This window comes from Dorea ammoniilytica (assembly GCF_025567415.1).
Classification (GTDB): Bacteria; Bacillota; Clostridia; order Lachnospirales; family Lachnospiraceae; genus Claveliimonas; species Claveliimonas ammoniilytica.
On record NZ_JAOQJV010000007.1, the window covers coordinates 91778 to 118143 of the forward strand.

Here is a 26366-nt window from a genome sequence, read left to right on the forward strand (position 1 = left end):
CATAGTAACACATGTTTCGAAACATTTTATAAATTACTGCTTATGATTTTCTTATCTTTTACGTTCTCTACATAGCACCACAAGCTGTTATCTTATAAAAAACGATACATCGATGATGTTTTTAAAACCTCACCTTTCAAAAGCACCGGGTTTGGAAATTCACTGTGATGAATGGCATCCGGATAATTCTGTGTTTCAAAACAGATGCCACTTCGCTTACCGTAGATTGCTCCCGCTTTTCCCTGCTCATCATTCAGGTAATTACCTGCATATACCTGCACTCCCGGACGATCTGTATAGACTTCCATCGTAATTCCACTCTCATTACCGGTAAGTTCTGCCGCTTTGCGAAAACCGTCACCATTAATCGTCCAATTGTGATCATATCCATTGCCATCAACCAATGCTTTATAATTTTCTTCAATATCTCGCCCAATTACCTTTTTTACACGAAAATCCATCGGAGTTCCTTCCACTGGAATGATTCTTCCAGTCGGAATGGATCCCTCGTCTGTTTCTGTATATCCATCCGCATTTACCAGAAGTTCATGTGCAAGAATCGTGCCTGACTCATGACCGTTCAAATTAAAATATGCATGATTAGTCATATTCCAGATAGTGTCAGCATCACTCTCTGCACAATAAGAGATATAGAGACCATTATCCTCTTTCAGTTCATAAGTCACTCTCACGTTCATAGCTCCCGGATATCCCTGATCTCCATCTGGGCTATGCAATTCAAAAACGACATGTCTGTCATCCGCTTCCAAGGCCTTCCAGAGGCGTTTCTGGTACACATCAGGACCGCTATGAAGATTATCATTTCCCTTGTTTTTGCTGAGATGATATACATTTCCATTCAATTCAAATTCTGCTCCACCGGTACGGTTTGCTACTCGACCTACGGTTGCGCCAATGGCTTCACCGCCAGCCTCATAGCCTGCCGCATTATCATATCCCAGCAGAACATCTCTGACTTTTCCATTGGCATCTGGGACCAGTGCCGCTACCCAGGACGCACCATAATCAGACACATGCATCTCCAACCCATTATCATTCTTCAATACATATAATGACGTACCTTTACCATCTTTTATTACTCCAAAATCCTTTTTCATACTTTTCTCCTAATATTCGTAATATTAAAGAAACGGTGGGAATATCCCACCGTTTCCTGTAATCTGATTCTTATGCATCCACGCTGTAGTTTGGTGCTTCTTTTGTAATATGAATATCATGTGGATGACTTTCTTTCAGGGATGCCGCTGAAATCTTCACGAACTGCCCGTTCTGTTTCAGTGCTTCGATGGTAGGTGCTCCGCAATATCCCATACCAGAACGCAGACCACCGAGCAGCTGGAATACAGTATCTTCTACAGATCCCTTATATGCCACACGACCTTCTACACCTTCCGGTACCAGCTTTTTCGCATCTGTCTGGAAGTAACGGTCTTTGCTTCCATTCTCCATAGCTGCTATGGATCCCATACCACGATATACTTTGTACTTTCTTCCCTGATAAAGTTCGAATGTTCCAGGGCTCTCATCGCATCCGGCAAACATGCTTCCCATCATACATGCATTGGCACCTGCTGCGATTGCCTTCGTGATATCTCCCGAGAACTTGATACCTCCATCTGCAATGATCGGGATGCCATATTTATCAGCCACTTCATAGCAATTCATGATTGCCGAAATCTGTGGTACACCGATACCTGCTACGATACGTGTTGTACAGATAGAGCCAGGTCCGATACCAACCTTGACCGCATCTACGCCTGCCTTAATCAGCGCTTCAGCAGCTGCGCCTGTTGCCACATTACCGGCAATAACCTGAAGATCCGGGAACTTAGACTTAACCATATCAACAGTACGGATAACATTTGCAGAATGCCCATGTGCGGAATCCATAACCACTACATCAACCTTTGCATTCACAAGTTCCTGTGCACGCTCCAGACAATTTGCAGTAATACCAATAGCCGCTCCGCAGAGCAGACGTCCCTGATCATCCTTTGCAGAATCCGGATATTTAATCTGCTTCTCAATATCTTTAATCGTAATGAGACCTTTTAACTTAAAGTTGTCATCAACGATCGGAAGCTTCTCCTTTCTTGCCTTTGCAAGAATCTTCTTAGCTTCTTCAAGAGTAATGCCTTCTTTGGCTGTAATCAGTCCTTCAGACGTCATAGACTCTTTAATCTTCTTAGAAAAGTCTTCTTCAAATTTCAAATCACGGTTCGTAATAATACCAACTAACTTGCCATTCTCTGTGATCGGAACTCCGGAAATACGGAACTTGGCCATCAGATCATTGGCATCTGCCAATGTATGCTCTGGTGACAGATAAAATGGGTCTGTAATAACTCCATTCTCTGATCGCTTAACCTTATCTACTTCCTCTGCCTGTTCCTGAATAGACATATTCTTATGAATGATTCCGATACCGCCCTGACGTGCCATAGCAATTGCCATACGGTGTTCTGTAACTGTGTCCATACCAGCACTCATCATCGGAATATTCAAACGAATCTTCTTAGTCAGGTATGTGGACAAATCCACTTGGTTTGGAATCACCTCTGAATATGCAGGCACAAGTAACACATCATCAAATGTAATCCCTTCTCCAATAATTGTTCCCATGATTAAACCTCACTTTCTCTTTATGTGTTAACAGTCATATTACAAAAAACATGACCAATTTGTCAACTACTTTTGCAAAAAAGTACAATCTGACTGAGATTTTATTGTTTCACTACCTTTCCCGGTACCTGTGATGCAATTCCGGCTAACATCTCTTCTCCCGGCTCAAACAATACTTTCTTCATTATGCCTTCCTCGGAAAATATCATGCCATATACTGGTTCATTAGAATATCCACTGGTAAAGTCACAAACTTTTACATTAGAATATCTCTTCAATACTTCTGCTGATTCCGGAGCCAGTATCACCAGATTCACCATATTTGCCTCAAATATATTCTTTCTGTGCTCTTTGTGAAAAATCTTGTCCACGTCAAAATATCCGTTAATATACTGATATTCATATTCCACATCGCAGATCCTCATCACCAGAAGTCCCAGCAACACAAACAGCAATACCAAAGCCAGAAATATCGGACTTTGCAAACTCATCACAGCTGAAAATACAACAAGCAGAACACACAGTGCAATCCTGGCAAAATCCTTTCCGTCTCGTTTCTTTTTAACCATTTTTTCTACAAATATGTCTGCCATCTATTTCCTCCTGTCAGGTACTCTATCACAAGACACATAGAAAATCTTGAATAATTAGTTATATTCTACCACGTTATATATAAAAAGAAAACTCCCCTAAGGGAGTTTTCCTCACACAGAATCATCCGTGATTACATCATACCCATTCCGCCAGGTGCTGCCGGCATAGCCGGAGTATCTTCTTTGATGTTAGCTACAACAGATTCTGTTGTCAGCAGTGTAGATGCTACACTTGTAGCATTCTGCAGAGCACTTCTTGTAACCTTAGCCGGATCAAGGATTCCTTCCTTAACCATATCTACATACTCTTCTTTGTATGCATCGAATCCAATACCTGGCTCCTGCTCTCTTACTTTATTAATGATAACTGCGCCTTCGAGTCCTGCATTAGCGGAAATGTGGAACAGCGGTGCTTCAAGAGCTTTCAGGATAATGTTAGCTCCTGTCTTCTCATCACCTGCCAGAGTCTCTGCAAGCTTAGCAACCTTCTTAGAAGCGTGAATGTAAGCAGATCCGCCACCTGCGATAATTCCTTCTTCTACTGCTGCCTTTGTAGCTGCAAGAGCATCTTCCATACGAAGCTTAGCTTCTTTCATCTCTGTTTCTGTAGCAGCTCCAACACGGATAACAGCTACGCCACCTGCAAGTTTTGCAAGTCTTTCCTGTAATTTTTCTCTGTCGAAATCAGATGTAGTCTCTTCAATCTGAGTTCTGATCTGAGCAACTCGAGCCTCAATTGCATCTTTCTCGCCCATACCATCTACAATAACTGTGCTTTCTTTTTCAACCTTAACAGACTTAGCGCGACCAAGCTGATCGATCGTAGCATCTTTCAGATCAAGTCCTAATTCTTCAGAAATCACCTGACCACCTGTCAGTGTAGCGATATCTTTCAGCATCTCTTTTCTTCTGTCACCATAACCCGGAGCCTTAACACCTACAACGCTGAATGTACCACGCAGTTTGTTAACGATCAGAGTTGTAAGAGCCTCTCCTTCGATATCTTCTGCGATGATAAGCAGTTTAGCACCAGACTGTACGATCTGCTCAAGTAATGGTAAAATATCCTGAATGTTTGTAATCTTCTTATCTGTAATCAGAATGTATGGATCATCCAGTGTAGCAATCATCTTCTCCATATCATTAGCCATGTAAGCTGAAATATATCCACGATCGAACTGCATACCTTCTACCAGGTCAAGCTCTGTATGCATTGTCTTAGACTCTTCAATTGTGATAACGCCATCGTTAGATACCTTTTCCATAGCGTCTGCAACCATCTGTCCTACTTCATCATCACAAGAAGAAACAGCTGCAACTCTCGCAATCTGCTGCTTATCTGTAACCTTGCTTGACATCTCTTTGATAGCTTCTACTGCTACATCAGTTGCTTTCTTCATACCTTTACGAAGTACGATCGGATTAGCACCTGCTGCCAGGTTCTTCATACCTTCGTTAACCATTGCCTGTGCAAGTACAGTAGCTGTAGTAGTACCGTCACCTGCTACGTCATTAGTCTTAGATGCGACTTCACGAATGAGCTGCGCACCCATGTTCTCGAATTCATCTTCCAGTTCAATATCTTTTGCGATCGTAACACCATCATTTGTAATGAGCGGCGCGCCAAAAGACTTACCAAGTACTACGTTACGTCCTTTTGGTCCTAATGTTACTCTTACTGTATCAGCCAGCTGATTCACACCAGCTTCCAGTGCCGTTCTGGCGTCATGTCCATATTTGATTTCCTTTGCCATGATTAATTCCTCCTTATTCTACAATTGCAAGAATATCGCTCTGTTTAACGATAATATATGTTTCTTCATCTACTTCTACATCTGTGCCTGCATATTTAGAATAAATAACCTTCTGTCCAGGCTCTACATGCATCTCAACTTCTTTGCCATCTATAACTCCACCAGGTCCTACTGCAATAATCTCTGCCTGCTGCGGTTTCTCTTTTGTCTGTCCCGGTAATACGATACCTGACTTTGTAGTCTCTTCTGCAACCAGCTGCTTCAACACAACTCTGTCTCCTAATGGTACTAACTTCATTTTATATTCCTCCTTCAATAAAGTTCATTTATCTGTTAGCACTCACAAAAAGAGAGTGCTAAAAACTTTCTAGATATAAAATAGCACTCTCTCTTTATTTTGTCAACACACTTTATTTAGTTTAGACTATTTTTATAAAATCCATTTTCAATCTGAAATATCAGAATATTCCCTTCATCCCCCAGATAGCGTTCCAGGACCATGCCATCGCATTCTTCTACATTCTCACCATCGGTTAGCTTGCAGTTATATACTGCATCCAGAGAAATCACATCTACCTCTTCGCCTCGGAGAAGCATCTTTAACGTCTCCTGATCTTCATTACCGAATAATACTTTACAGTAATGTATCCGATCTTCCATCACTCCGTCTTCGAGGATCATCTGCTTCATCTGGAGCTCTGCTGAGCATCCTTCACACATCTCTCTGCCGCCTCCTTTTCCAGAAACAGTAAAAGGTATCAGTTGCCCGATACCCTTATACTTATTTTTCTTTTTCAGCTTTTATACGTTCCAGTTCTGAAAATACATGATCATTCACAACTTTGATGTAAGTACCTTTCATGCCTGATGAACGAGACTCGATCACGCCCGCACTTTCAAACTTACGAAGTGCATTAACGATAACTGATCTGGTAATCCCCACTCTGTCAGCAATCTTACTTGCTACCAGAATACCTTCGGTTCCATCCAATTCTTCAAAAATATGAATAATAGCTTCCAGTTCCGAGAAAGACAGTGTACTGATCGCAGACTGTACAATCTGTTCCTTTCTGCTTTCCTCTGCACTCTCCTCGTTTACAGAACGGAGCATCTCCAAACCTACAACTGTAGTACCATACTCACTGAGAATAATGTCATCAATCTCATACTCTGATTCCTGTTTGTATATAAACAGGGTTCCAAGTCTCTCACCGGCAATTTCGATTGGTGTGATCAATGCCTGATAACTCTTCGCCACTTCTTCAGAAAATCCAAGAGTCTCCAGATTGACATTCTCTTTGGTAGACAGGATGCCTAGAAGTCTCTCATTCAGCATCTCGTCAATAAACGCTCCCACTTCTCCGCGAAGAAGCTCCGTGATGATACCAACACCCTTGCAACATCCGATACCAAGCACTTTGCCCTTTTTACTGATTACCAGTGCATTGGAATCCAGAATATCTGTCAATACGCGGCAGATATCATTAAAGACCACTTTACTGGAGTTATTATTGTGCAGTAATTTGTTAATCTTTCTAGTTTTATCTAGCAATTGCACGCCCATTCATATCACCTTCCTTATATTGGATATAGTAGCACACAATTGTATCAATTTCAACTATAAAGAGTTGTAATTTGTATATTTTTCTGAATTTTCGGAATTAAACTAAAGTCTACTGAAAATTACTAGTTATCACTACTTTTTTGTTCTACATAGCCGCACTGTTCATCCGCACAGACAAGCTTATTGCCTTTTTCCAGCATGTACCCTCCACACTTCGGACATTTTTTCTCAGATGGTTTCTGCCATGACATAAAATCGCATTCCGGATAACCTTCGCATCCGTAATATCGTCTGCCTTTTTTTGTCTTGCGGTATACAATCTCCTTACCACATTTCGGACATGCAACACCCACCTTTTCCAGATAAGGTTTCGTATTGCGGCAATCCGGGAACCCAGGACACGCCAGAAATTTACCGTGTGGCCCATATTTGACTACCATATTACGACCACATTCTTCACAGATTACATCCGTAACTTCATCCTCTATCTTGACGCTTTCCAGTTCCTTTTCAGCCTTCTTAACGGCTGCTTCCAGATCTGGATAGAAATTCTCGATAACAGATTTCCATTCCACTTTTCCTTCAGCCACGCAGTCCAACAGACCTTCCATATTGGCTGTGAAATTCACATCCACAATTGCCGGGAAGGACTCTTTCATAATATTATTGACCACTTCACCGATCTCTGTCATATACAGATTCTTACCTTCTTTTGCCACATATCTTCTGGCAATAATGGTAGAAATGGTTGGCGCATAGGTACTTGGGCGTCCGATACCGAGTTCTTCCAGCTTGCGTACCAGGGATGCCTCTGTATAATGTGCCGGCGGCTGCGTGAAATGCTGCTTCTTATCAAAATGGTCACAAGACAGCTCTGAATCCTTATCCAATGACTTGAGTAGTACATTATTTTCAGGTTTTTCTTCTCCGGACTCTACATATACCGAACGGAATCCTTCAAATACAATCCGAGATGCAGCTACCGTAAACCGATATTTCCCTGCGCCAATCTTAACCGAAGTAGTTTCATATTTTGCTGCCTTCATGCGGCTTGCCACAAATCGTTTCCAGATCAGCTGATAAAGTCGGAACTGGTCTCTTGACAATGACTCTTTTACCATAGCAGGTGTTCTGGTAATATCTGTTGGTCGGATAGCCTCATGCGCATCCTGAATCTTCTTATCATCTTTTGCTGTTGTGCTGCCGCTTCCAACATATTCTTCTCCGTAATTCTCAGCAATATAAGACTTTGCAAGTGCATCTGCCTCTTCTGAAATACGGGTAGAATCCGTACGAAGATATGTGATCAGACCTACGGTTCCACTGCCTTTGATCGTAATACCTTCGTATAGCTGCTGCGCAATGCGCATGGTCTTCTGAGTGGCAAAGTTCAACGCATTCGAAGCTTCCTGCTGCATCGTACTTGTGGTAAACGGAACCGGTGCTTTCTTCAGACGTTCTCCCTTTTTAACATTTTCCACATAATAATCTTCATGTTCAAGCTCCGCAAGGATCTGATTCACTTCTTGTTCCGAATGAATGGTCATCTTCTCATCAGCAGTGCCATAGAACTTGGCTGTAAGCGGCTTACGCTCGCCTTTCACCTTAAGACAGGCATCAAGACTCCAGTACTCTTCCGGGATAAATGCGTTAATCTCTTCCTCACGATCGGCAATGATACGAAGTGCAACTGACTGCACACGTCCCGCACTCAAGCCCCTTTTCACTTTTGCCCACAGAAGCGGACTGATGCGGTAACCTACCACACGGTCAAGAGCACGGCGTGCCTGCTGTGCATCTACCAGATTCATATCAATCTCACGTGCATTCTTAATAGAAGACTTAACCGCATTTTTCGTAATCTCATTAAATGTAATACGATATGTCTTTTTATTCTCTAATTTCAGCGCATGCATTAGATGCCATGAAATAGCTTCTCCCTCGCGGTCCGGGTCAGTTGCGAGATATACTTTATCTGCTTTCTTTACTTCTTTACGAAGCTCTGCCAATATCTCCCCCTTACCACGGATTGTAATATACTTCGGCTCATAGTCATGCTCCACATCAATACCAAGCTGACTCTTTGGCAGGTCTCTTACATGTCCGTTTGATGCCATAACTGTATAATTGCTTCCAAGGAATTTTTTAATTGTTTTAACCTTTGTAGGCGACTCCACAATTACCAAATAATGCGCCATATTATCTATACTCCTTTAATTTCATGCGTTCAGAACGCTTTTATGCTTTTACAAAATGATTTCTGGATATCTCTCTGATATATCCTTTCATTTCCAAAGACACAAGGGCATGAACCATATCTGTTCGTTTCATCCCGCTTTCCGCCTGCAATGTATCCAGGCTCTTTGGAAACAAACCAACGGTAGCATACAACAATTTTTCTGGACTTTCAAGCACTTTTTCATTTTTCACCCGATCAGAAGGTGAATTTGTATGATTTTTTAACAATTTAAGGTCTTCCTGTTCCAGCAGGTATTTCGGGCTCAGAAGCGGAACTGCACCGTCACTGATGATCCTGTTACACCCTTTACTGAGCTCACTGGTAACCGGTCCCGGAAGTGCATAAATCGTCTTTCCCTGATCCAATGCAAATGCTGCCGTGATAAGAGATCCGCTCTTTTCTTTTGCCTCCATTACCAATATCATGTCCGCAAGCCCGCTGATCATGCGATTTCTGGCTGGAAAATATTCCCGCAGCGGTGCTGTCCCCGGTGGAAGCTCTGACAGAATGCCCCCATGCTTCTGCAGATCTATGTAAAGTCCTTTATTCTCTTTCGGATAGCATACGTCCACGCCGCATCCAAGCACGCCATAAGACTCTCCCCCTGCCTCAATGGCTGCACGTTGCGAGATACTGTCTACCCCTCTTGCCATACCGCTGATCACCTGCACTCCGGCAAGCGCCAGATTCTCTGCATGGATGATCGACAATTCTTCCCCATAAGGCGTACATCTCCTGGCACCCACGATGGCTGCTGTCGGTCTGTCTTCCGCCGGTAGCTTTCCCTTTACGTAGATTCCATAAGGCATCTTGATCAGATTTTTGAGTCTCTTCGGATACGCTTCGTCAAACCAGGTAACAAGGCGTACTCCAAGTCTCTGACCCTGTTCATAAAGTTCCTCTACATCCTGCGTTCTTGCCCAGTTCTGCAAACGGTCAATCTCCTCTGCTTTCAAAAAATGAAGCTGCTTTTTCTGTCTTTCTTCTATATAATATATCCCATTATACACTTCTCTGGCACTGCCCCAGTGTTCCACCAGCGCACGCTTCTTATCATCCGTTAATGGGCGCATTCCAGCAAGCCACCATTCATACTTATATTCTTCCGTATCTCTCATACTCTTCCCCAATACTTCTTATCCATACTTCGGTAAACAAGTGCCTCCTGCAAATGCGCTATCCCTATGCGTTCTTCTCCTTCCAAATCTGCAATTGTACGTGCCACCTTTAATACTTTATGATAGGTTCTCGCATTTAATGAAAATCTGTCATAAGCCTGTCTCATCATTCTCTTTTCTTCTCTTCCAAGCTCACAATCTCTTAACAGACGTTCCCCGGAAAGCTCTGCATTATACACAAACTCTCCGTTCTTCGCTCGATCCATCTGACGTTTTCTTGCTTTTTCAATCCTTCGTCGAATAGCTGCCGAGCTTTCTGCCAGTTCTTCCCTCTCCAGATCTTCATAAGCCACACCCTGTACCTCTGCACAGATATCCATCCTACCAAGGAACGGATAGCTGATTTTCCCCTGATACTGTCGAATCTGGGATATCGTACATGTGCACTTATTCAGGTCAGAAAAATATCCGCAGGGACACGGATTCATGGCTGCCACCAGCATCACATCTGCCGGATAAATGATCACGCCATGATTTCTGACAATCCGCACTTCCCGTTCCTCCAATGGCTGACGCAACACCTCAAGTACAGATCGCTTAAATTCCGCCAGCTCATCCAAAAACAGCACACCTCCACTGGCGAGTGTAAGTTCACCGGGTTTGGGCCAGGCTCCTCCCCCTAACAATGCCGCCTTTGTCACTGTCTGATTCACCTCACGAAACGGACGTTCCATGACCAATGGCTGCTCTGACTTAATCATCCCTGCCACACTATATACTTTGGTAATCCTAAGGCTCTCTTCTCTGGTAAGCGCCGGAAATATCGTAGGAATTCTTTTGGCTATCATAGACTTGCCACTGCCCGGTGGTCCCACCATCAACAGATTATGTCTGCCGGCCACTGCGATCTCTGCAGCGCGCTTCATGCCAGACTGTCCGGAAATGTCCGCAAAATCTCCCTGTCCTGCAACCACTTCTCTCTCGAATAGTGTATCTGTCTTTTTGATACATCCAATGGTTTCACCTTGAAGCAATTGTCGAAATATCTCGCCCAGAGATTTAATACCACAGACGCACACTCCTTCCACAAGCCTTGCTTCCCGTTCATTGGCAGACGGAACAACCAGACATCTCACCTGCTGTTCCTTCGCCTTTGCAGCAATTGCAAGCACCCCAGGAATCCCCTGCACACTGCCGTCTAAGCCCAGTTCGCCCACTGCCATCACTTGTTCCAGACATTCCTGCTGTAATAAACCTGCCGCAGCTAACACCGCCAGTGCGATCGGCAGATCATACGATGTCCCACGCTTTCTCACATTGCCCGGCGACAGATTAATCACCATTCGTTTGGGTGGCAAAGCAGCACAGGCATTCTGGATTGCTGTACGTACACGCTCCTCTGCTTCTCGCACTTCCGCTCCCAGATAACCGACCATATGAAACAACGGCAGTCCGTTACTCACGTCAGCCTCTACCTGCACCGGTATGACTTCCATGCCACACATTGCCGCCGATAATACTCTACTGAAACTCAATCGCATCTCTCCTTCTATATTTTACCGTTTTTCGAGTTGTCATAATCAGTATTCGTAGTTACATTTATACTATTCTTACGTTAACTCGTCAATATGATTTTTAGAAAAAACAAAATTTCAGTAGATTTGCATAACAAATCGCCCCACGGCAACCTGGTCAGATCACCACAGAGCGATTTATTTTATCTCGTATTTTTCTAAAATGCTTCAAATGCCGTTAATACATTCTCTAAAGAATTATACTCAGATATTCCAATTTCACATACATAATCATCTTTCACGCAATAGATACATGTATACACGCTCCTAATAACAGCTTTCCCTTAGCAAAATATTCTACACCACTTATCTTTTTATGGAAAAGCACAAATCCTCCCATTTCCACATAAACTGTAAGTAAAAATGCGGTCAGGTGCTCACTGTGAAATCTTTTCCTCCTCCCCTAACAGCTGCCGAAGAACAGTATTATCTGCAAAAATATACAGAAGGAGACCTTGAAGCCAAGCACATCCTGATCGAGCATAATCTCCGGCTGGTTGCGCATATCGTCAAAAAGTATCAGACGCTTGGCGAAGACACCGAAGATCTTCTATCCATCGGTACAATCGGTCTGATCAAATCTGTGGTTACCTTCAATTCCGGCAAAAATGTCAGGCTTGGAACCTACGCTGCAAGGTGTATCGAAAATGAAATTCTGATGCACCTTAGAAGCAAGAAGAAATACTTTCGTGACATTTCCCTGTATGAGCCAATCGGCATCGACCGGGAAGGTAACGAAATCCGTATCTTTGATATTATCGATTCTCATACCGATGATGCTTACAAAAAAGCCGTCCTCAAGGACGATATCAAACTTCTTTATTCCAAGCTGGAATCTCAGCTTTCTCCCAGAGAACGGACAGTACTGAAAATGCGATATGGACTCTATAACGAGGCTGAATATACACAGCGGGAAATTGCTGCAGAGCTTGGCATCTCTCGTTCCTACGTCTCCCGCATCGAAAAAAGCGCAATAGAAAAGCTGCGGCCCTATTTCTAGGACCGCAGCGTTATCTGCGTTAGTCTTCTTTTCTTCTCAGGATATCATACTGGTCAGCATGACCTCCCAGATCAATATACAGCACCTGCTTTGGATGTGGTGCACTCTCCTGCTCATTGCCATCCTCGTCTACGATCTTCTTCACCGTCACTTCGATGTTATCTCCGTTTGGCTTCATCAGCTCGATTGTCTCTCCTACCGAGAACTTGTTGCGCTGTTCGATGCGGTACATGCCGTCACGCTCTCCACCGATGATACCCAGATACGTATACTCTCTTACATAGGTATTGCTGTCGTAAATTTGTGCTTCATCATCCGGTCTGCCAAAGTAGAATCCGGTTGTGAACTGTCTGTACGTACAATTACTGATCTGATCCAGATACCATGGCATATTCTTGCGGTAAAGTTCCGGATCTTCCAGATAATCATCAATCGCTTTGCGATAAGTTCTCGCAACAGTCGCCACATAAAGAGCTGTCTTCATACGGCCTTCAATCTTAAAACTGTCGATTCCTGCATCGATCAATTCCGGTATGTGCTCGATCATACACAGATCCTTAGAATTGAAAATGTAGGTGCCGCGCTCATTTTCATAGACAGGCATATATTCGCCAGGTCTTGTCTCCTCTACGACCGCATATTTCCAGCGGCACGGATGGGTACAGGCTCCCTGGTTGGCGTCCCTTCCGGTAAAATAATTACTCAGCAGACATCTTCCGGAATAGGAAATACACATCGCTCCATGAATAAAGCTTTCAATCTCCATTTCTTCCGGGATATTGGCACGGATCTCTTTGATCTCTGCCAATGACAGTTCTCTGGCAGATACCACACGCTTTGCGCCCTGTTTCCACCAGAACTGATAAGTTCCATAGTTCGTATTATTCGCCTGTGTGCTGACATGGCGCTCGATCTCCGGACAGATCTCCTTTGCCATCTCAAAGATTGCCGGATCTGCAATGATCAATGCATCCGGTCCTAACTCTTTCAGTTCTTTCAGATATTCCCGCACACCCTCAAGATCCCGGTTATGCGCCAGAATATTGACCGTTACATGGACACGCACGCCATGCTCGTGTGCAAATGCAATTCCTTCTTTCATATCGTCATGGCTGAAATTCTTCGCCTTAGCACGCAGTCCAAAGACTTCTCCGCCGATATATACCGCATCAGCACCAAATATAACTGCTGTTTTTAATACTTCCAGACTGCTGGCTGGAATCAATAATTCCGGATGTCTGCTCATTTTTCTTTCCTCACTGTACTATCTGTATCTGTTACTTCTCGGATGTTCTGCGCTTCACACTGAGTGCGATTCCGTCTCCCAACGGAAGGATAGATGTCTCATAGATATCACTGTGTTTCAGCTCAAATAAATATTCACGCATGCGGCTGTGGATCGTCCGGTTTCTGCGTTCAACCGCATATCTGGACTCGATCACATCTCCATCCTGGAGCACATTATCAGAGACTAGCACGCCGCCCTCTGCAAGAAGTCTTGTGACCTCTGGGAGATAATGGATATACTGTCCCTTTGCCGCATCCATAAATACAAAGTCATAGGGGCCCGCAAGCCCCTTCATAACTTCCAGCGCATCCCCCTCTAACAAGGTAATGTCCGATTCTTTCCCTGCCCTCTTAAAATTCTCGCGGGCAATCGGGATTCGTTTATCATAATTCTCAATTGTAGTAATCTTACATCCCACCGGAGCATATTCACTCATTACAAGTGCCGAGAAACCAACTGCCGTGCCGACTTCCAATATATTCATCGGACGGTTCATGGTAATCAGTGTCTTCAAAAAGCTCTTCGTTTCTTTCCGGATGATCGGCACATAGGTATCCAGTGCCTTTTTCTCAATCTCCTCCAGCAGAGGATTCTCCGGCGTCTCCAGCGAATGGATATAAGTCACCATTCTTTCATCTACTATCATTTTATACTCTATACATCCATAATGATCGGAAGGATCATCGGTCTTCTCTTGGTACGCTTCCAGATAAATTCATTCATCGTATCACGGACAACAAGCTTGATCTTGCTCCAGTCTGCATTCTTCTGACGTCCCAGATAATTGCCAACTGCTTCTTCCAGTACATGTCTGGCGTCTTCCATCAGACCTTCTGATTCTCTAACATATACGAAACCTCTGGATACAATATCCGGTCCTGCAAGCAACTGATTGGTACCCTTTTCCAGCGTCATCACAACAATCAGGATACCATCTTCTGCCAGATGCTGACGATCACGCAATACGATATTACCAACATCACCGACTCCAAGTCCGTCTACCAGAACCTCGCCTGTGTGTACCTTATCTACAACCTTAGCCTCTTCTTCGCTTACTTCCAGCACATCACCGGACTGCAGCATAAAGATATTCTCCTTCGGAATGCCAAGCGATTCAGCCAGTTTGGCATTCGCCTTTCTATGACGGTATTCACCATGGATCGGTACTGCATATTTCGGTTTTACCAGAGAATAGATCAGCTTCAGTTCTTCCTGACAGGCATGTCCGGATACATGTGCATCCTGGAAAATGACATTCGCACCTTTTTCTGACAGCTCGTTGATGACACGGGAAACTGATTTCTCATTACCCGGTATCGGATTGGAACTGAAGATAACTGTATCATTCGGCATAATGGTAATCTTGCGGTGAATATCCGCCGCCATTCTGGACAGCGCGGCCATAGACTCACCCTGGCTTCCGGTTGTAATCAATACCGTCTTCTCCGGCGGATAATTCTTAAGCTGATCGATCTCGATCAAAGTTCTATCCGGAACCTTGAGATAGCCAAGTTCCTGTGCCGTAGCAATGATATTAACCATGCTTCGTCCTTCGACTACAACCTTACGTCCGTATTTGTAAGCAGAGTTGATGATCTGCTGCACACGGTCTACGTTGGATGCAAATGTCGCGATAATAATACGGGTATCCTTATACTCCGCAAATAAATGATCAAAGGTATATCCCACGGTACGCTCAGACTGCGTGAAGCCCTTTCGCTCTGCATTGGTACTGTCTGACATAAGTGCCAGTACGCCTTTCTTACCGATCTCAGCAAAACGCTGCAGATCGATCGCATCACCAAATACCGGTGTGTAATCTACCTTAAAGTCTCCTGTATGAATGACAATACCTGCCGGTGAGTAGATTGCAAGTGCTGATGCATCCTGAATACTGTGGTTTGTCTTAATAAATTCAATACGAAACTGTCCCAACATAATAGACTGTCCGTGCTTTACTACCTTTCTGCGGGTAGAGCGGAGCAGATTATGCTCAGCCAGTTTCTTTTCGATAATACCCATAGTAAGCTTTGTCGCATAGATTGGCAGGTTAATTTCTTTCAATACATACGACAATGCGCCAATGTGGTCTTCGTGTCCATGGGTGATCACAAAGCCCTTAACTTTCTTAATGTTGTCTTTCAGATAAGTAATATCCGGGATTACCAGATCAATTCCCAGCATATCGTCCTCCGGGAATGCCAGTCCGCAATCCACAACAACAATACTGTCTCCGAATTCGAAGGCAGTGATGTTCATTCCGATCTTCTCAAGACCTCCGAGCGGAATGATTCGCAATTTTCCGTTTTTCCCTTTCTTCAAACTTTACACCTCCATGTGTTATTACATCTGATCCTGATCTTTCTTCAGACATTCTTTACACTGGCCGTAAAATTTTAATTCATGATCTAACACATGAAATCCCGTCTCTTCCTCGATCTGACGCTCCAAATCGTCCAAAAGGTCATGTCGAAACGGAAGAACCTTTCCACATGTCTTACATATCAGATGATGATGGTGATGCTTTAATTCCCCGTTCAGCTGGTCACCAATCTCATATCTGATACATCCGTCATCCAAATTAATACGATCCACTAACTGCATATTCAGCAGCAACTGTAATGTCCGGTAGATCGTTGCAAGACCGATCTCCGGATAGTCTTCCTTTACCAGGTCATAAATGTCCTCTGCAGTCATATGAGTGTCACGATGATCCGCAAGTACTTCTAATACAAGCAACCTCTGATTGGTCACTTTTAACCCTTTTTCTTTCAGTAGTTTCTTAAACTCTTCCTGACTTATCGCCATAGCACGCTACCTTTCGATGTCTACGTCCTCCAACAACTCCTCGAATATCTTAAATACAGCGTTCATTTCCACGTCGTCTTCTACAAATTCAAACACGCAGTCCTTATCCTCTGCATCGGATGTATCCTTTAATATCGTACATTCCGCATCCCCATATTCAGAATCTGTCACCAGAATGTATGTCACTCCATTAACCTTTGTCTGTTCCAGTACATAAAATTCCAGTTCTTCACCATTCTCATCTGATAACATCGTAATCTTTTCCATCCGACACTTCACCTCTGTTCTAATTATCTTATTGAAAATTATCCAATCGAATCCAGGTATCCCTGCAAAATAAAAACCGCGGCAATCTTATCAATATACTGCTTACGGTTCTCACGTCTTACATTATTCTCGATCAAAGTACGCTCTGCTTCTACTGTCGTGAGACGCTCGTCCCACATCACGACTTCCAGCCCTGTACGGCGCTTCACCATCTCTCCGAACGCGAGAGCCTTCTGTGCTCTCTCTCCCAGATCATTATTCATGTGCTTCGGAAGTCCGAGAACAATCCGCTCCACCTCATACTCACTGATCAGTTCTTCAATCCGCGCACAGGTTTTGCGCAGCTTATTCTCATCCTTCCTCCAGATCGTCTCGACCGCCTGTGCCGTGATTCCAAGCGGATCGCTCATAGCGACACCAACCGTCTTCGATCCGTAATCAAGCCCCATAATTCTCATATACTATTCTTCCCATCCGAAATGCTTGATATACGTCTTCAGCATCTCTTCTACTAACTCGTCCCGCTCCATCTTCATAATCAGGCTTCTGGCTCCATTATAACTTGTGATATAAGTAGGATCTCCTGACATAATATATCCTACGATCTGATTCACAGGATTATAGCCTTTCTCGCTCAGTGCTTCATACACGATCTCAAGAATATCTTTTGCCTGAATCTGCGGACCGCTTTCTACCTGAAAAAACTGTGTGTTGGTTAAATCTTTCATATACTCACGTCCTCTCGAAATACTTCAACTTTATTCTACATGAATCCATTATAAAATTCAATCAATTATTTGCGAACGATTTTCGATTTCTACATTTATTAACTGATTTGTAAGATTTTCTTCCGTTTTTCGTCCAACTTTCACATACTCTCTCGTATGTCCGATCTGCCACGTCTCACTGTCGCGCTGAATCTCCTCTTCCATAAGGACTTCTACTGTCTGTCCGATCAAGCGGTCTTCAAATGCCTTTTTATTTACCTTGCCAAGAGCGATCAGCTGATTGCTGCGCTCAGTCTTCACAGGCTCCGGTACCTGATCTTTCATCTCGGCTGCCTTAGTGCCCTGACGTCTGGAATATTTGAAAATGTGTGTCTCATAGAAGTTCACTTTCTCCAGAAATGCCTTTGACTCCCGGAACTCTTCTTCCGTCTCACCCGGGAATCCTACGATCACATCAGTTGTAAGCGCAGGATGATCAAAAACCTCTCTCAACAGTTCGCATTTTTCATAGTATTCTTCTGCTGTATATCTGCGGTTCATCCGCTTCAAAGTTGTATTACATCCACTCTGCAAAGACAGATGGAAATGCGGACACATCTTCGGAAGTGCCGCTATCCCCTCTGCGAATTCTCTGGTAATAATACGCGGCTCCAACGAACCCAGACGAATACGCAGGATTCCTTCCACCTGATGTACGGCACGGAGCAGTTCCAGCAGATTTTCCCCGGTATCAATACCGTAAGAACTGAGATGAATTCCGGTCAATACGATCTCCTGATATCCATTGGACGCCAGTGTGTGTACCTCCGCAAGCACGTCCTCCATCTTACGGCTGCGCACCCGTCCTCTGGCATACGGGATAATGCAGTAAGAACAGAACTGGTTGCATCCGTCCTGTACCTTTACATTGGCTCTGGTATGTTCTGCCTGTCTGGACACACGCATTTCCTCATATTCATGAGTATGTGCAATGTCAATCAACTCTACCTGTGGTTCTTTTTCTTCTATTTTAGCAAAATGCTCATCCAGGATTGCGATGAGATCTTTCTTTTTATTATTACCGATGATGATATCAATACAGTCATCCGCTTTCGCGCCCTGCGCCTGCACATAACAACCCGCAGCTACGACTACTGCATTCGGATTCATTTTTCTGGCTCTGTGGAGCATCTGTCTGGATTTGCGGTCAGCCATGTTGGTAACCGTACAGGTATTGATCACATACACATCTGCGCCCTCTGCAAAAGGCACGATCTCATAACCGTTCTGCTCCAGCATCTCCTGCATTGCCTCGGTTTCATAAGCATTCACCTTGCATCCAAGGTTATGAAGTGCTGCTTTTCTCATAATTAGTTTCTCCTTGACTTTTCTACTGACGCCTTTTAATATGTTTATAGAATGTCAGATGTCACAGATAAAACATCTATGACATTTTCTCGACATTTCCACATACAAAAGGAGGTAACAAGAATGAAAACTGTACAGATTTCTTTCGATACAGATACTCTTGCAAAGGTGAAATCATTTGTCAATGAAGTCACCAAGTTTGATAATGAATTCGATCTGGTTTCCGGAAGATATGTCGTTGACGCTAAATCTATCATGGGTATCTTCAGTTTGGACTTAACCAAGCCGATCACACTGAACATCCACACAGATGAGAACGTGGACAAGATCCTCGACACTCTGAAAGATTATCTCATCTAATCCATTATCATGTTGTTATAATAATATTATAATTAGATGCCAGGGTCCCAATATGAGCCTAAAAGTGGGATGCTAATCCCACGATATGCGAATAATTGGGAGGATTGTGGGAGTGCATAGCACGGAACAATCCGCAGGCATGGCATTTTTAAGAAGTGCGCCGTCTAAGAACGACGCACTTCTATTACTTCTACAGTATCAATTGCCGTCTGAACAAGCTCATCGATCTTCTCAGCAAGCTTCTCCTCTGACTTCTTGATAATATTGATATTCGGTTTGGTTACCGGATGTTTCGCCACAAAGATAGTACAGCAGTCCTCGAACGGCTGGATCGATGTCCCATAAGTTCCGATCTTCTCAGACACTTCTACGATCTCCTGTTTATCAAATCCGATCAGCGGACGATATACCGGCATCGTACATACTTCATTGGTAGCCGCAAGACTCTGCATGGTCTGGCTTGCTACCTGACCGATACTCTCACCTGTGATCAGTCCCAGACATCCGCTTTCTTCTGCAAAATGCTGTGCGATCTTCATCATATAACGACGCATGATAATGGTCAGCTCATCATGTGGACACTGATCGTAAATATATAACTGAATATCCGTAAAGTTAACCACATTCAGTTTGATCGGTCCGGCATATCTTGCCACGATTGCTGCCAGGTCTACAACCTTCTGTTTAGCACGTTCACTGGTGTACGGCGGTGCATGGAAATAAGTTGCTTCCAGTCCTACGCCTCGTTTTGAGATCATATATCCTGCTACCGGGCTGTCGATTCCACCAGATAACAGCAGCATTGCTTTTCCGTTGGTTCCAACCGGCATTCCACCCGGTCCCGGAATGATCTGCGAATAAATATAAATCTCATTGCGCACTTCAATGTGAAGCAGTACATCTGGCTTGTGTACATCCACACGGATCTCCGGAAATGCATCCAGCACCGCTTCTCCTGCTTTGCAGTTAATCTCCATAGAGTTCAATGGATAACTCTTTCTGCTTCTTCTCGCTTCTACCTTAAATGTGATATTCTTGTCCGGATACATCTCATCCATGAATGCAACCACATCTTTTTTCAGCTGTTCAAATCCCTGATCTGCCTTGCGCACAACCGGACAGATACCTACCAGTCCGAATACTGTCTGCAGACGTTCGATTACTTCATCACTGTCGTATGCGCCTTCGCAATCTACATAAATTCTTGCCTGTGACTTGTGTACTTCAAATTCTCCGTCCAGATCCTTGAGTGCGTAACGCACCTGACGCACCAACGCATCCTCAAAAAGATGACGGTTCTTACCTTTAATTCCAATTTCTCCGTATTTTAATAAAAATGTCTGAAATGTCATAGTATTTCCTTTCTCTTAATGTCTCGTATATCTTCTAAGCATCGGCACCAGTTCCTGCAGTGCCTGAAGTGTATAGTCCATCTCTTCTTCCGTTGTCATCTCTGACATACTGAAGCGGATCGTCGCATCCAGATATTCTTTCTTCGCACCAATTCCTTTCAGCACTCCGCTGATAGCAGGATGGTTTGATGCACACGCAGAACCCGCGGATACACAGATACCTTTGTCTTCCAGTGCATGCAGAAGCACTTCACTTCTTACGCCTGCAAATCCTACACTGATAATGTGTGGTGCACTGGTCTCATCATAGAGGCCATGAACAACTGTATCAGGCATCTTCAGTACTTCTTCTACAAAATGCGACTTCATCTGACGCATATGCTCCACCTTTTCTTCCAGATGATCGTAGCACATGGATGCCGCCAGCGCCATGCCTGCAATTCCCGGTACATTGTCTGTACCGGAGCGCATATTCTTCTGCTGTCCTCCGCCGTATATGATCGGACGAATCTTCACATGCTCATCAATGTACAAAAAGCCCACACCTTTCGGACCATGAATCTTATGACCACTGACCGAAAGCATATCGACTTTTAACTTTTTCGGATAAATGCGGTATTTTCCAAATCCCTGTACTGCATCCACATGGAACAGAATATCTTTATTATAAGCCTTTACAATACTTGCTGCTTCCTGGATCGGCTGTACAGATCCAACTTCGTTATTCACATACATAATAGATACCAGGATGGTCTCCGGACACAATGCCTCCTGCAATGCATCCAGCTTCACTCTTCCGTAAGCATCCACCGGAAGATAAGTCACACGATACCCTTCCTCCTCTTCCAGAAAACGCAGTGTATTAAGAATCGCCGGGTGTTCTATAGACGACGCGATCAGATGCTTTCCTGCTCGTTTGTTAGCTCTTGCAGCCCCGATCAGCGCCCAGTTATCACTCTCTGTTCCTCCTGAAGTAAAGAAAATCTCTTTTTGCTGTACTTTCAGAATCTTCGCTAACGTATCTTTTGCTTCTTTTATATATTGTTCCGATTCCACTCCACGGTAATGCATGGAAGATGGATTACCGAAATCTTCACACAACACTTTGCGTACAAGATCGCCAACTTCATCATACGCTCTGGTAGTACCCGAATTATCCAGATATACTTTCATGATCTGTTCCTTTCCATATAATCTTCTACTATATAAAATATGATTACTTTTCTAAATGGTACATCAGGATCGATAATGCGGTAAGCCCTGCAGTCTCTGTCCGAAGGATGCGTTTGCCAAGTGTAATCTCACTTGCACCTGCCTCTTTTGCCTGCTCGACTTCCTCTTTTTCAAAACCGCCTTCCGGTCCGATAAAAATGCCTACTGACTGTCCCGGTCTCACGGACTGCATGATCTGTTTCGTCTGTTCCATGCCTTCTGCCAGTTCATAAGGAATCATGACCACATCCAGCTCTTTGGATAGCATCAGTGCTTCATCGTATTTCAATACGCCTCCGACCTTCGGTACAATACCTCTTCCTGACTGCTTCGCTGCACTTCTCGCAATCTCGCCCCAGCGCTCTACCTTTTTTGCTGCCTTCTTATCATCCAGACGTACAACACAGCGCTTCATCGCTACCGGAACGATCTTATATACACCAAGTTCTACTGCTTTCTGCACGATCAGTTCCATCTTGTCCCCCTTTGGCAGACCCTGGAAAAGATAGATCTTAGACGGTAATTCCGTATCTACACTCTCCTCCTCCAGAATTGTTAGAACTGCCTGTGCATCCTCGTATTTTTCTACCTGACAGATATAATGGTGATTATTGCCATCACTGATGCCAAGCTTCTCACCCGGACGCATCCGAAGCACATTCTTCATATGGTTAACATCAGTTCCTTCTATGTAAATTTGATTTTCCTGTACCTGATCCGCTGTCACAAAAAACTGCTGCATGACTTCCTCCTGCTCTCCGCCTGTATGATTAATTCTTTCTGGCGGTTACTGATACCCATTCACCCTGATGGTTTACTTCCAGTACTTCAAGACCTGCTGCCTTCACTGCTTCTACCACAGTCTCTTCCTTCTCTTCGATAATACCGCTTGTAATGTAAATTCCACCAGTCTTCAGATGATTCAGGATAACCGGAGTCAGTGGAACCAATACATCTGCAAGGATATTAGCAGCCACGATATCATAACGGTCATATCCAACCTGATCCTGTACCTCTTTGTCATCGATAATATTACCGATCATAACACGGTACTGGTCACGGCTGATTCCATTTACGTCCATATTCTCATGTGTCGCATCGATTGCACACGGATCTAAGTCTGTACCTGTTGAATGCTTTGCACCAAACTTCAATGCCAGCATACCAAGAATACCACTTCCGCATCCCACATCCAGAATCTCTGTATCTTCTGTTACGTATTTTTTAATCTGACGGATGCAGAGCTGTGTCGTTTCATGCATACCTGTGCCAAAGGCTGTACCCGGATCTATATGAATGATCATCTTATCCTCATCCTCCGGCTGTACATCTTCCCAAGAAGGGATGATCAGTACATCATCAATAGTAAACTGATGGAAATATTGCTTCCAGTTATTTACCCAGTCTACATCTTCCGTCTGAGACTCTTCGATCTCCATACTTCCGACATTCACATAGGTACCGATCTCTTTCAGTTCCTCACGGACTGCCTGAAGCATCTTCTCCTTGTCCTCATCCTCTTCCAGATAGAAGCTGATATAAGCCACGCCGTCATCCACATCGATCTCCGGCAGGATGTCCACAAACATCTGCTCCTTCTCTCTCTGGGTAAGCGGAATCTTGTCTTCTACTTCCACACCCTGTACACCGAGATCCATCAGACTGCTGCAGACAATATCCTCTGCTTCTGTCGTTGTTTTAATTCTAAATTTATTCCATTTCATATGCTATTCCACCTTTTCATACATATACGCAAACTATTTTAATAGTAACATATTCTTTACAAATGTGTAAATACACCCTGCATATATTTAGCTACATTTCATAAAATCATCTACAAAAACCAGAGGTTCATGTCCACATTTCCATTGATTCCGGGCACCTGTCCGGTCTCTGTGTACTGCCACATGGAGATTTCATACGGACACTGCGGCAATGGTTCATAATCTGCATACCATTTCTCGTAGTCAGTAAGTCTCGTAAGATCCAATGTAAATGCCATCCATTTCATATTGGCATAGATCATCGTCTCATAACCTGCCGCTTTCACCGCATCGCAGAATGTAATACAGTGATCGGTAAATGCTTTTCCGTCCAGATTATCCGTTCTTGCCGTGTCATTCTTAATCTCTTCTGTATCATATACCACAGGCCCTTTGATGTCGTAATCCCGTATCCGCTCCAGCACAAACTGCGCCTCTTCTTCAGCTTCTGCCTGATTGACTGCCTGCGAGAAAAAATACACGCCCACATCCAGACCTGCCGTCAGTGCACCTTCCACATGGCTTCGGAACATACTGTCCTCCACCAGCTTCCCGGCTTCTCCATATCCTCGATACCCCAGGCGCACAATCACAAAATCCACGCCATAGTCCTTCACTTGCTGCCAGTTCACCTCCGGCTGATACTCTGACACATCAATTCCTAATCTGGACGCTGTCTCTCCATCCTCATCCAGATAAAATTTCTTGCCATCCTGATCTTCGATCCTCGTCAGATCCTGCTTGATCAATGGAATATCCAGAAGCTCAGCTTCATATTCATTCCCCAGCACATCCACAAATCTGTAAGTGTCTGTATCTTCTTCTATCTCCACGCCCTCTACTTTTTGCTCGTTGTTCTGCTCTTCTTTTGTACTACAGCCACATATTAATGCAACTGTCAACAACATTGTCAGTAATATCAGAATTTCACGCTTTTTCCTCATTATTCTTCCCACACTCTCTATTGCACACTGCACACACGCAGACATCCATCCGCTACCCGGAACCGGATCTGCATGCCTGCATAATCCATCCCATAGATACGCTCCGGATCTTCCTGATAAGACGGTCTTGGATCCTGCGCAAGAATCTGCCTCAATACTGTCCTATGTTCTTCCGGCACACACAATTCCAGATCCTTTTCAAACTCCACCTGCAGTCCGTCATTTTTATGCTGCTCCGCAAACCCACCTGCAGCATCCATCTTACAGTCCACATACGGAAGATACGGCTTCACATCATAAATTGGTGTTCCATCCATCATATCCACGCCCTCTACAAGTAATACGTTTCCTTCTTTTTCCGTATCACAGATTTTCACCAGACGAACGCAGGACAATCCGATTGGATTTGGTCGAAACGGAGATCTTGTGGCAAATACGCCCATACGAGTATTTCCTCCCAGTCTCGGTGGACGCACTGTCGCATGCCAGGTCTTCTGCTTCACTTCTGAAAATCCCCAGAGCAGCCATAGATGACTGTAATCTTCCAGTCCACGCAGTGCATCCTTTGAACGATATTCCGGTTCAAAAACAACCTTGCCCCTGGTCTCTGCCAGACCGCTTTGCCTTGGCAAACCGAATTTTTCCGGAAAGTCTGTACGGATCACAGCAATCTTCTTTAATGTCAAATCTTCTGAATGTTTCTGCATAACGTTCTCCTGATCTATCTTTCTTCTGCCAGTCGTTTCCGTATCATGGCAATTTCTTCCTTATGACCGGCATCGTCAAACGGAGTTTCCAGGTAAAATGGCAGATCACAAAGTCTGGGATGCCTTAAGACACTCAACAATGTCTCCATGCCAATCTCACCTTCTCCGATCGGTGCATGGCGATCCTTACGAGAACCAAACGGCATCATACTGTCATTCAGATGAACGGCACGCAACAGATCCAGTCCGAGCACCTGGTCAAATTTCTCCAGCACACCTTCCAGATCATTTACAATATCATATCCTGCCGCAAATACGTGACAGGTATCCAGACAGATTCCGATCTTTTCCGGATGCTTTACTCCATCACGGATTGCTTTCAGCTCCTCAAATGTCACACCTATCTCTGTACCTTTTCCACTCATAGTTTCCAGAAGCACATGAATATTCTGGTCTGCAGTCACTGCCTGATCCAGCCCCCGGATAATATTCTGAATCCCGGCATCTGTACCAATCCCCGTATGGCTTCCCGGATGAAACACCAGATTCTCAATTCCCAGTTCATCCATGCGCTGAATATCCTCTCTGATTACCATACTGGCAAATTCATAAGTTTTCTCCGTTGCACTTGCCAGATTCATAGTATATGGCGCATGGGCAAGAATCGGTCCAAAGTGATGTTCCATTCTTATACTCTGAAACTTTTCTATCTCTTCTGATGTATATGTTTTATAATTCGATCCCCTCGGATTACGACTAAAGATCTGCATGGTATTTGCTTCCATCTTCACCACATTTTCAGCAGTCTTCGCAATCCCTCCGGCAATCGACATATGTGTTCCTATTGTAAGCATTGTCTTTTCCTCCTACCTATTACAATAACATTTTTAATATCCGGTTGCCACAAAATCATCGGAAATACAAACGAAAAAAGGAACCACAGATTTGTGATTCCTCGCAAGAATTTCTGGCATTTTTCTATTATTTATGGGTCAATCATTTTTTTCGTGGGATTGACGTTACCACGTTATAGGTTTTCTAAGCCGTCCGCCAGCCTTGACATGAACCTCAGGTAATGCGTAGGGTAATCACCCCGACGGCGAAG

27 protein-coding genes are annotated in these 26366 nt (G+C 44.0%); 2 read left to right on the forward strand and 25 right to left on the reverse strand.

Going from position 1 to position 26366, the window contains the following annotated elements; translation table 11 throughout:
* Positions 1-92: 92 nt before the first annotated feature.
* From OCV65_RS07380 to OCV65_RS07425, 10 genes are all read right to left on the reverse strand, one after another.
* Entirely contained in the window at positions 93-1118 is a 1026-nt protein-coding gene (locus OCV65_RS07380; protein ID WP_262581518.1) for an aldose epimerase family protein, read from the reverse strand.
* A 70-nt stretch (positions 1119-1188) separates the two neighbouring features.
* Entirely contained in the window at positions 1189-2643 is a 1455-nt protein-coding gene (gene guaB, locus OCV65_RS07385; protein ID WP_118452717.1) for an IMP dehydrogenase, read from the reverse strand.
* Between the two features lie 101 nt (positions 2644-2744).
* On the reverse strand, positions 2745-3236 hold the full coding sequence (locus OCV65_RS07390; protein WP_118382327.1) for a DUF6106 family protein: 492 nt from the start codon (positions 3234-3236) through the stop codon (positions 2745-2747).
* A 131-nt stretch (positions 3237-3367) separates the two neighbouring features.
* Complete coding sequence (gene groL, locus OCV65_RS07395; RefSeq protein WP_118382326.1) at positions 3368-4990, reverse strand: chaperonin GroEL; 1623 nt, start codon at positions 4988-4990, stop codon at positions 3368-3370.
* A 13-nt stretch (positions 4991-5003) separates the two neighbouring features.
* Positions 5004-5288, reverse strand: a complete 285-nt coding sequence (locus tag OCV65_RS07400; RefSeq protein ID WP_118382325.1) for a co-chaperone GroES — start codon at positions 5286-5288, stop codon at positions 5004-5006.
* 116 nt (positions 5289-5404) lie between these two features.
* On the reverse strand, positions 5405-5710 hold the full coding sequence (locus OCV65_RS07405; protein WP_118382324.1) for a hypothetical protein: 306 nt from the start codon (positions 5708-5710) through the stop codon (positions 5405-5407).
* A gap of 61 nt (positions 5711-5771) precedes the next feature.
* Positions 5772-6554 (reverse strand): GTP-sensing pleiotropic transcriptional regulator CodY, encoded by a 783-nt coding sequence (codY, locus tag OCV65_RS07410; RefSeq protein WP_118382323.1) that lies wholly within the window; start codon positions 6552-6554, stop codon positions 5772-5774.
* A 122-nt stretch (positions 6555-6676) separates the two neighbouring features.
* A complete protein-coding gene (gene topA, locus OCV65_RS07415; RefSeq protein WP_262581519.1) occupies positions 6677-8752 on the reverse strand; it encodes a type I DNA topoisomerase in 2076 nt (691 codons plus the stop codon).
* 40 nt (positions 8753-8792) lie between these two features.
* Positions 8793-9911 (reverse strand): DNA-processing protein DprA, encoded by a 1119-nt coding sequence (gene dprA / locus OCV65_RS07420; RefSeq protein WP_262581520.1) that lies wholly within the window; start codon positions 9909-9911, stop codon positions 8793-8795.
* On the reverse strand, positions 9908-11452 hold the full coding sequence (locus tag OCV65_RS07425) for a YifB family Mg chelatase-like AAA ATPase (protein WP_317258798.1): 1545 nt from the start codon (positions 11450-11452) through the stop codon (positions 9908-9910). The genes dprA and OCV65_RS07425 overlap by 4 nt, the downstream gene beginning before the upstream one ends.
* 415 nt (positions 11453-11867) lie before the next feature.
* On the opposite strand from OCV65_RS07425, the gene sigK reads away from it, so the two are divergent.
* The gene (gene sigK, locus OCV65_RS07430; protein ID WP_262581522.1) at positions 11868-12485 is read left to right on the forward strand and encodes an RNA polymerase sporulation sigma factor SigK; all 618 of its coding nucleotides are present in this window, start codon (positions 11868-11870) and stop codon (positions 12483-12485) included.
* A 19-nt stretch (positions 12486-12504) separates the two neighbouring features.
* On the opposite strand, the gene OCV65_RS07435 is transcribed toward sigK, so the two are convergent.
* Genes OCV65_RS07435 through mtaB form a run of 8 tightly spaced genes read right to left on the reverse strand, consistent with a single transcriptional unit; the run spans position 12505 to position 18923 of the window.
* Complete coding sequence (locus OCV65_RS07435; RefSeq protein WP_118452712.1) at positions 12505-13731, reverse strand: peptidase U32 family protein; 1227 nt, start codon at positions 13729-13731, stop codon at positions 12505-12507.
* Between the two features lie 31 nt (positions 13732-13762).
* Positions 13763-14419: an O-methyltransferase gene (locus OCV65_RS07440; protein ID WP_262581523.1), complete on the reverse strand. Its 657-nt coding sequence runs from the start codon at positions 14417-14419 to the stop codon at positions 13763-13765.
* 8 nt (positions 14420-14427) lie between these two features.
* Positions 14428-16095: a ribonuclease J gene (locus OCV65_RS07445; RefSeq protein ID WP_262581524.1), complete on the reverse strand. Its 1668-nt coding sequence runs from the start codon at positions 16093-16095 to the stop codon at positions 14428-14430.
* A 21-nt stretch (positions 16096-16116) separates the two neighbouring features.
* Positions 16117-16581, reverse strand: coding sequence for a Fur family transcriptional regulator (locus OCV65_RS07450; protein ID WP_262581525.1), 465 nt, complete (start codon positions 16579-16581; stop codon positions 16117-16119).
* 6 nt (positions 16582-16587) lie between these two features.
* Positions 16588-16848 carry a DUF1292 domain-containing protein gene (locus OCV65_RS07455; protein WP_118382316.1) on the reverse strand — a complete coding sequence of 87 codons (261 nt, stop codon included), beginning with the start codon at positions 16846-16848 and terminating at the stop codon, positions 16588-16590.
* Between the two features lie 38 nt (positions 16849-16886).
* Positions 16887-17306, reverse strand: a complete 420-nt coding sequence (gene ruvX / locus OCV65_RS07460) for a Holliday junction resolvase RuvX (protein WP_118452710.1) — start codon at positions 17304-17306, stop codon at positions 16887-16889.
* Positions 17307-17309: 3 nt separating this feature from the next.
* On the reverse strand, positions 17310-17576 hold the full coding sequence (locus OCV65_RS07465) for an IreB family regulatory phosphoprotein (RefSeq protein WP_118382314.1): 267 nt from the start codon (positions 17574-17576) through the stop codon (positions 17310-17312).
* Positions 17577-17633: 57 nt separating this feature from the next.
* On the reverse strand, positions 17634-18923 hold the full coding sequence (gene mtaB, locus OCV65_RS07470) for a tRNA (N(6)-L-threonylcarbamoyladenosine(37)-C(2))-methylthiotransferase MtaB (RefSeq protein ID WP_262581526.1): 1290 nt from the start codon (positions 18921-18923) through the stop codon (positions 17634-17636).
* Positions 18924-19046: 123 nt separating this feature from the next.
* Here mtaB and OCV65_RS07475 point away from each other — a divergent pair, with 123 nt between their 5' ends.
* Positions 19047-19283 (forward strand): HPr family phosphocarrier protein, encoded by a 237-nt coding sequence (locus OCV65_RS07475; RefSeq protein WP_118452709.1) that lies wholly within the window; start codon positions 19047-19049, stop codon positions 19281-19283.
* A 164-nt stretch (positions 19284-19447) separates the two neighbouring features.
* On the opposite strand, the gene thiI is transcribed toward OCV65_RS07475, so the two are convergent.
* The 7 genes from thiI to OCV65_RS07510 form a co-directional block, all read right to left on the reverse strand.
* Positions 19448-20635, reverse strand: coding sequence for a tRNA uracil 4-sulfurtransferase ThiI (thiI, locus tag OCV65_RS07480; RefSeq protein WP_262581527.1), 1188 nt, complete (start codon positions 20633-20635; stop codon positions 19448-19450).
* A gap of 15 nt (positions 20636-20650) precedes the next feature.
* Positions 20651-21808: a cysteine desulfurase family protein gene (locus OCV65_RS07485; protein ID WP_262581528.1), complete on the reverse strand. Its 1158-nt coding sequence runs from the start codon at positions 21806-21808 to the stop codon at positions 20651-20653.
* Between the two features lie 43 nt (positions 21809-21851).
* Positions 21852-22589, reverse strand: a complete 738-nt coding sequence (locus tag OCV65_RS07490) for a 16S rRNA (uracil(1498)-N(3))-methyltransferase (protein ID WP_262581529.1) — start codon at positions 22587-22589, stop codon at positions 21852-21854.
* Positions 22590-22617: 28 nt separating this feature from the next.
* A complete protein-coding gene (prmA, locus tag OCV65_RS07495) occupies positions 22618-23571 on the reverse strand; it encodes a 50S ribosomal protein L11 methyltransferase (protein ID WP_262581530.1) in 954 nt (317 codons plus the stop codon).
* A 110-nt stretch (positions 23572-23681) separates the two neighbouring features.
* Positions 23682-24554: a glycoside hydrolase family 25 protein gene (locus tag OCV65_RS07500; RefSeq protein ID WP_262581531.1), complete on the reverse strand. Its 873-nt coding sequence runs from the start codon at positions 24552-24554 to the stop codon at positions 23682-23684.
* A gap of 17 nt (positions 24555-24571) precedes the next feature.
* Complete coding sequence (gene tsaA, locus OCV65_RS07505; RefSeq protein ID WP_262581532.1) at positions 24572-25261, reverse strand: tRNA (N6-threonylcarbamoyladenosine(37)-N6)-methyltransferase TrmO; 690 nt, start codon at positions 25259-25261, stop codon at positions 24572-24574.
* A 14-nt stretch (positions 25262-25275) separates the two neighbouring features.
* Positions 25276-26115, reverse strand: coding sequence for a deoxyribonuclease IV (locus OCV65_RS07510; protein WP_262581533.1), 840 nt, complete (start codon positions 26113-26115; stop codon positions 25276-25278).
* Positions 26116-26366 lie beyond the last annotated feature (251 nt).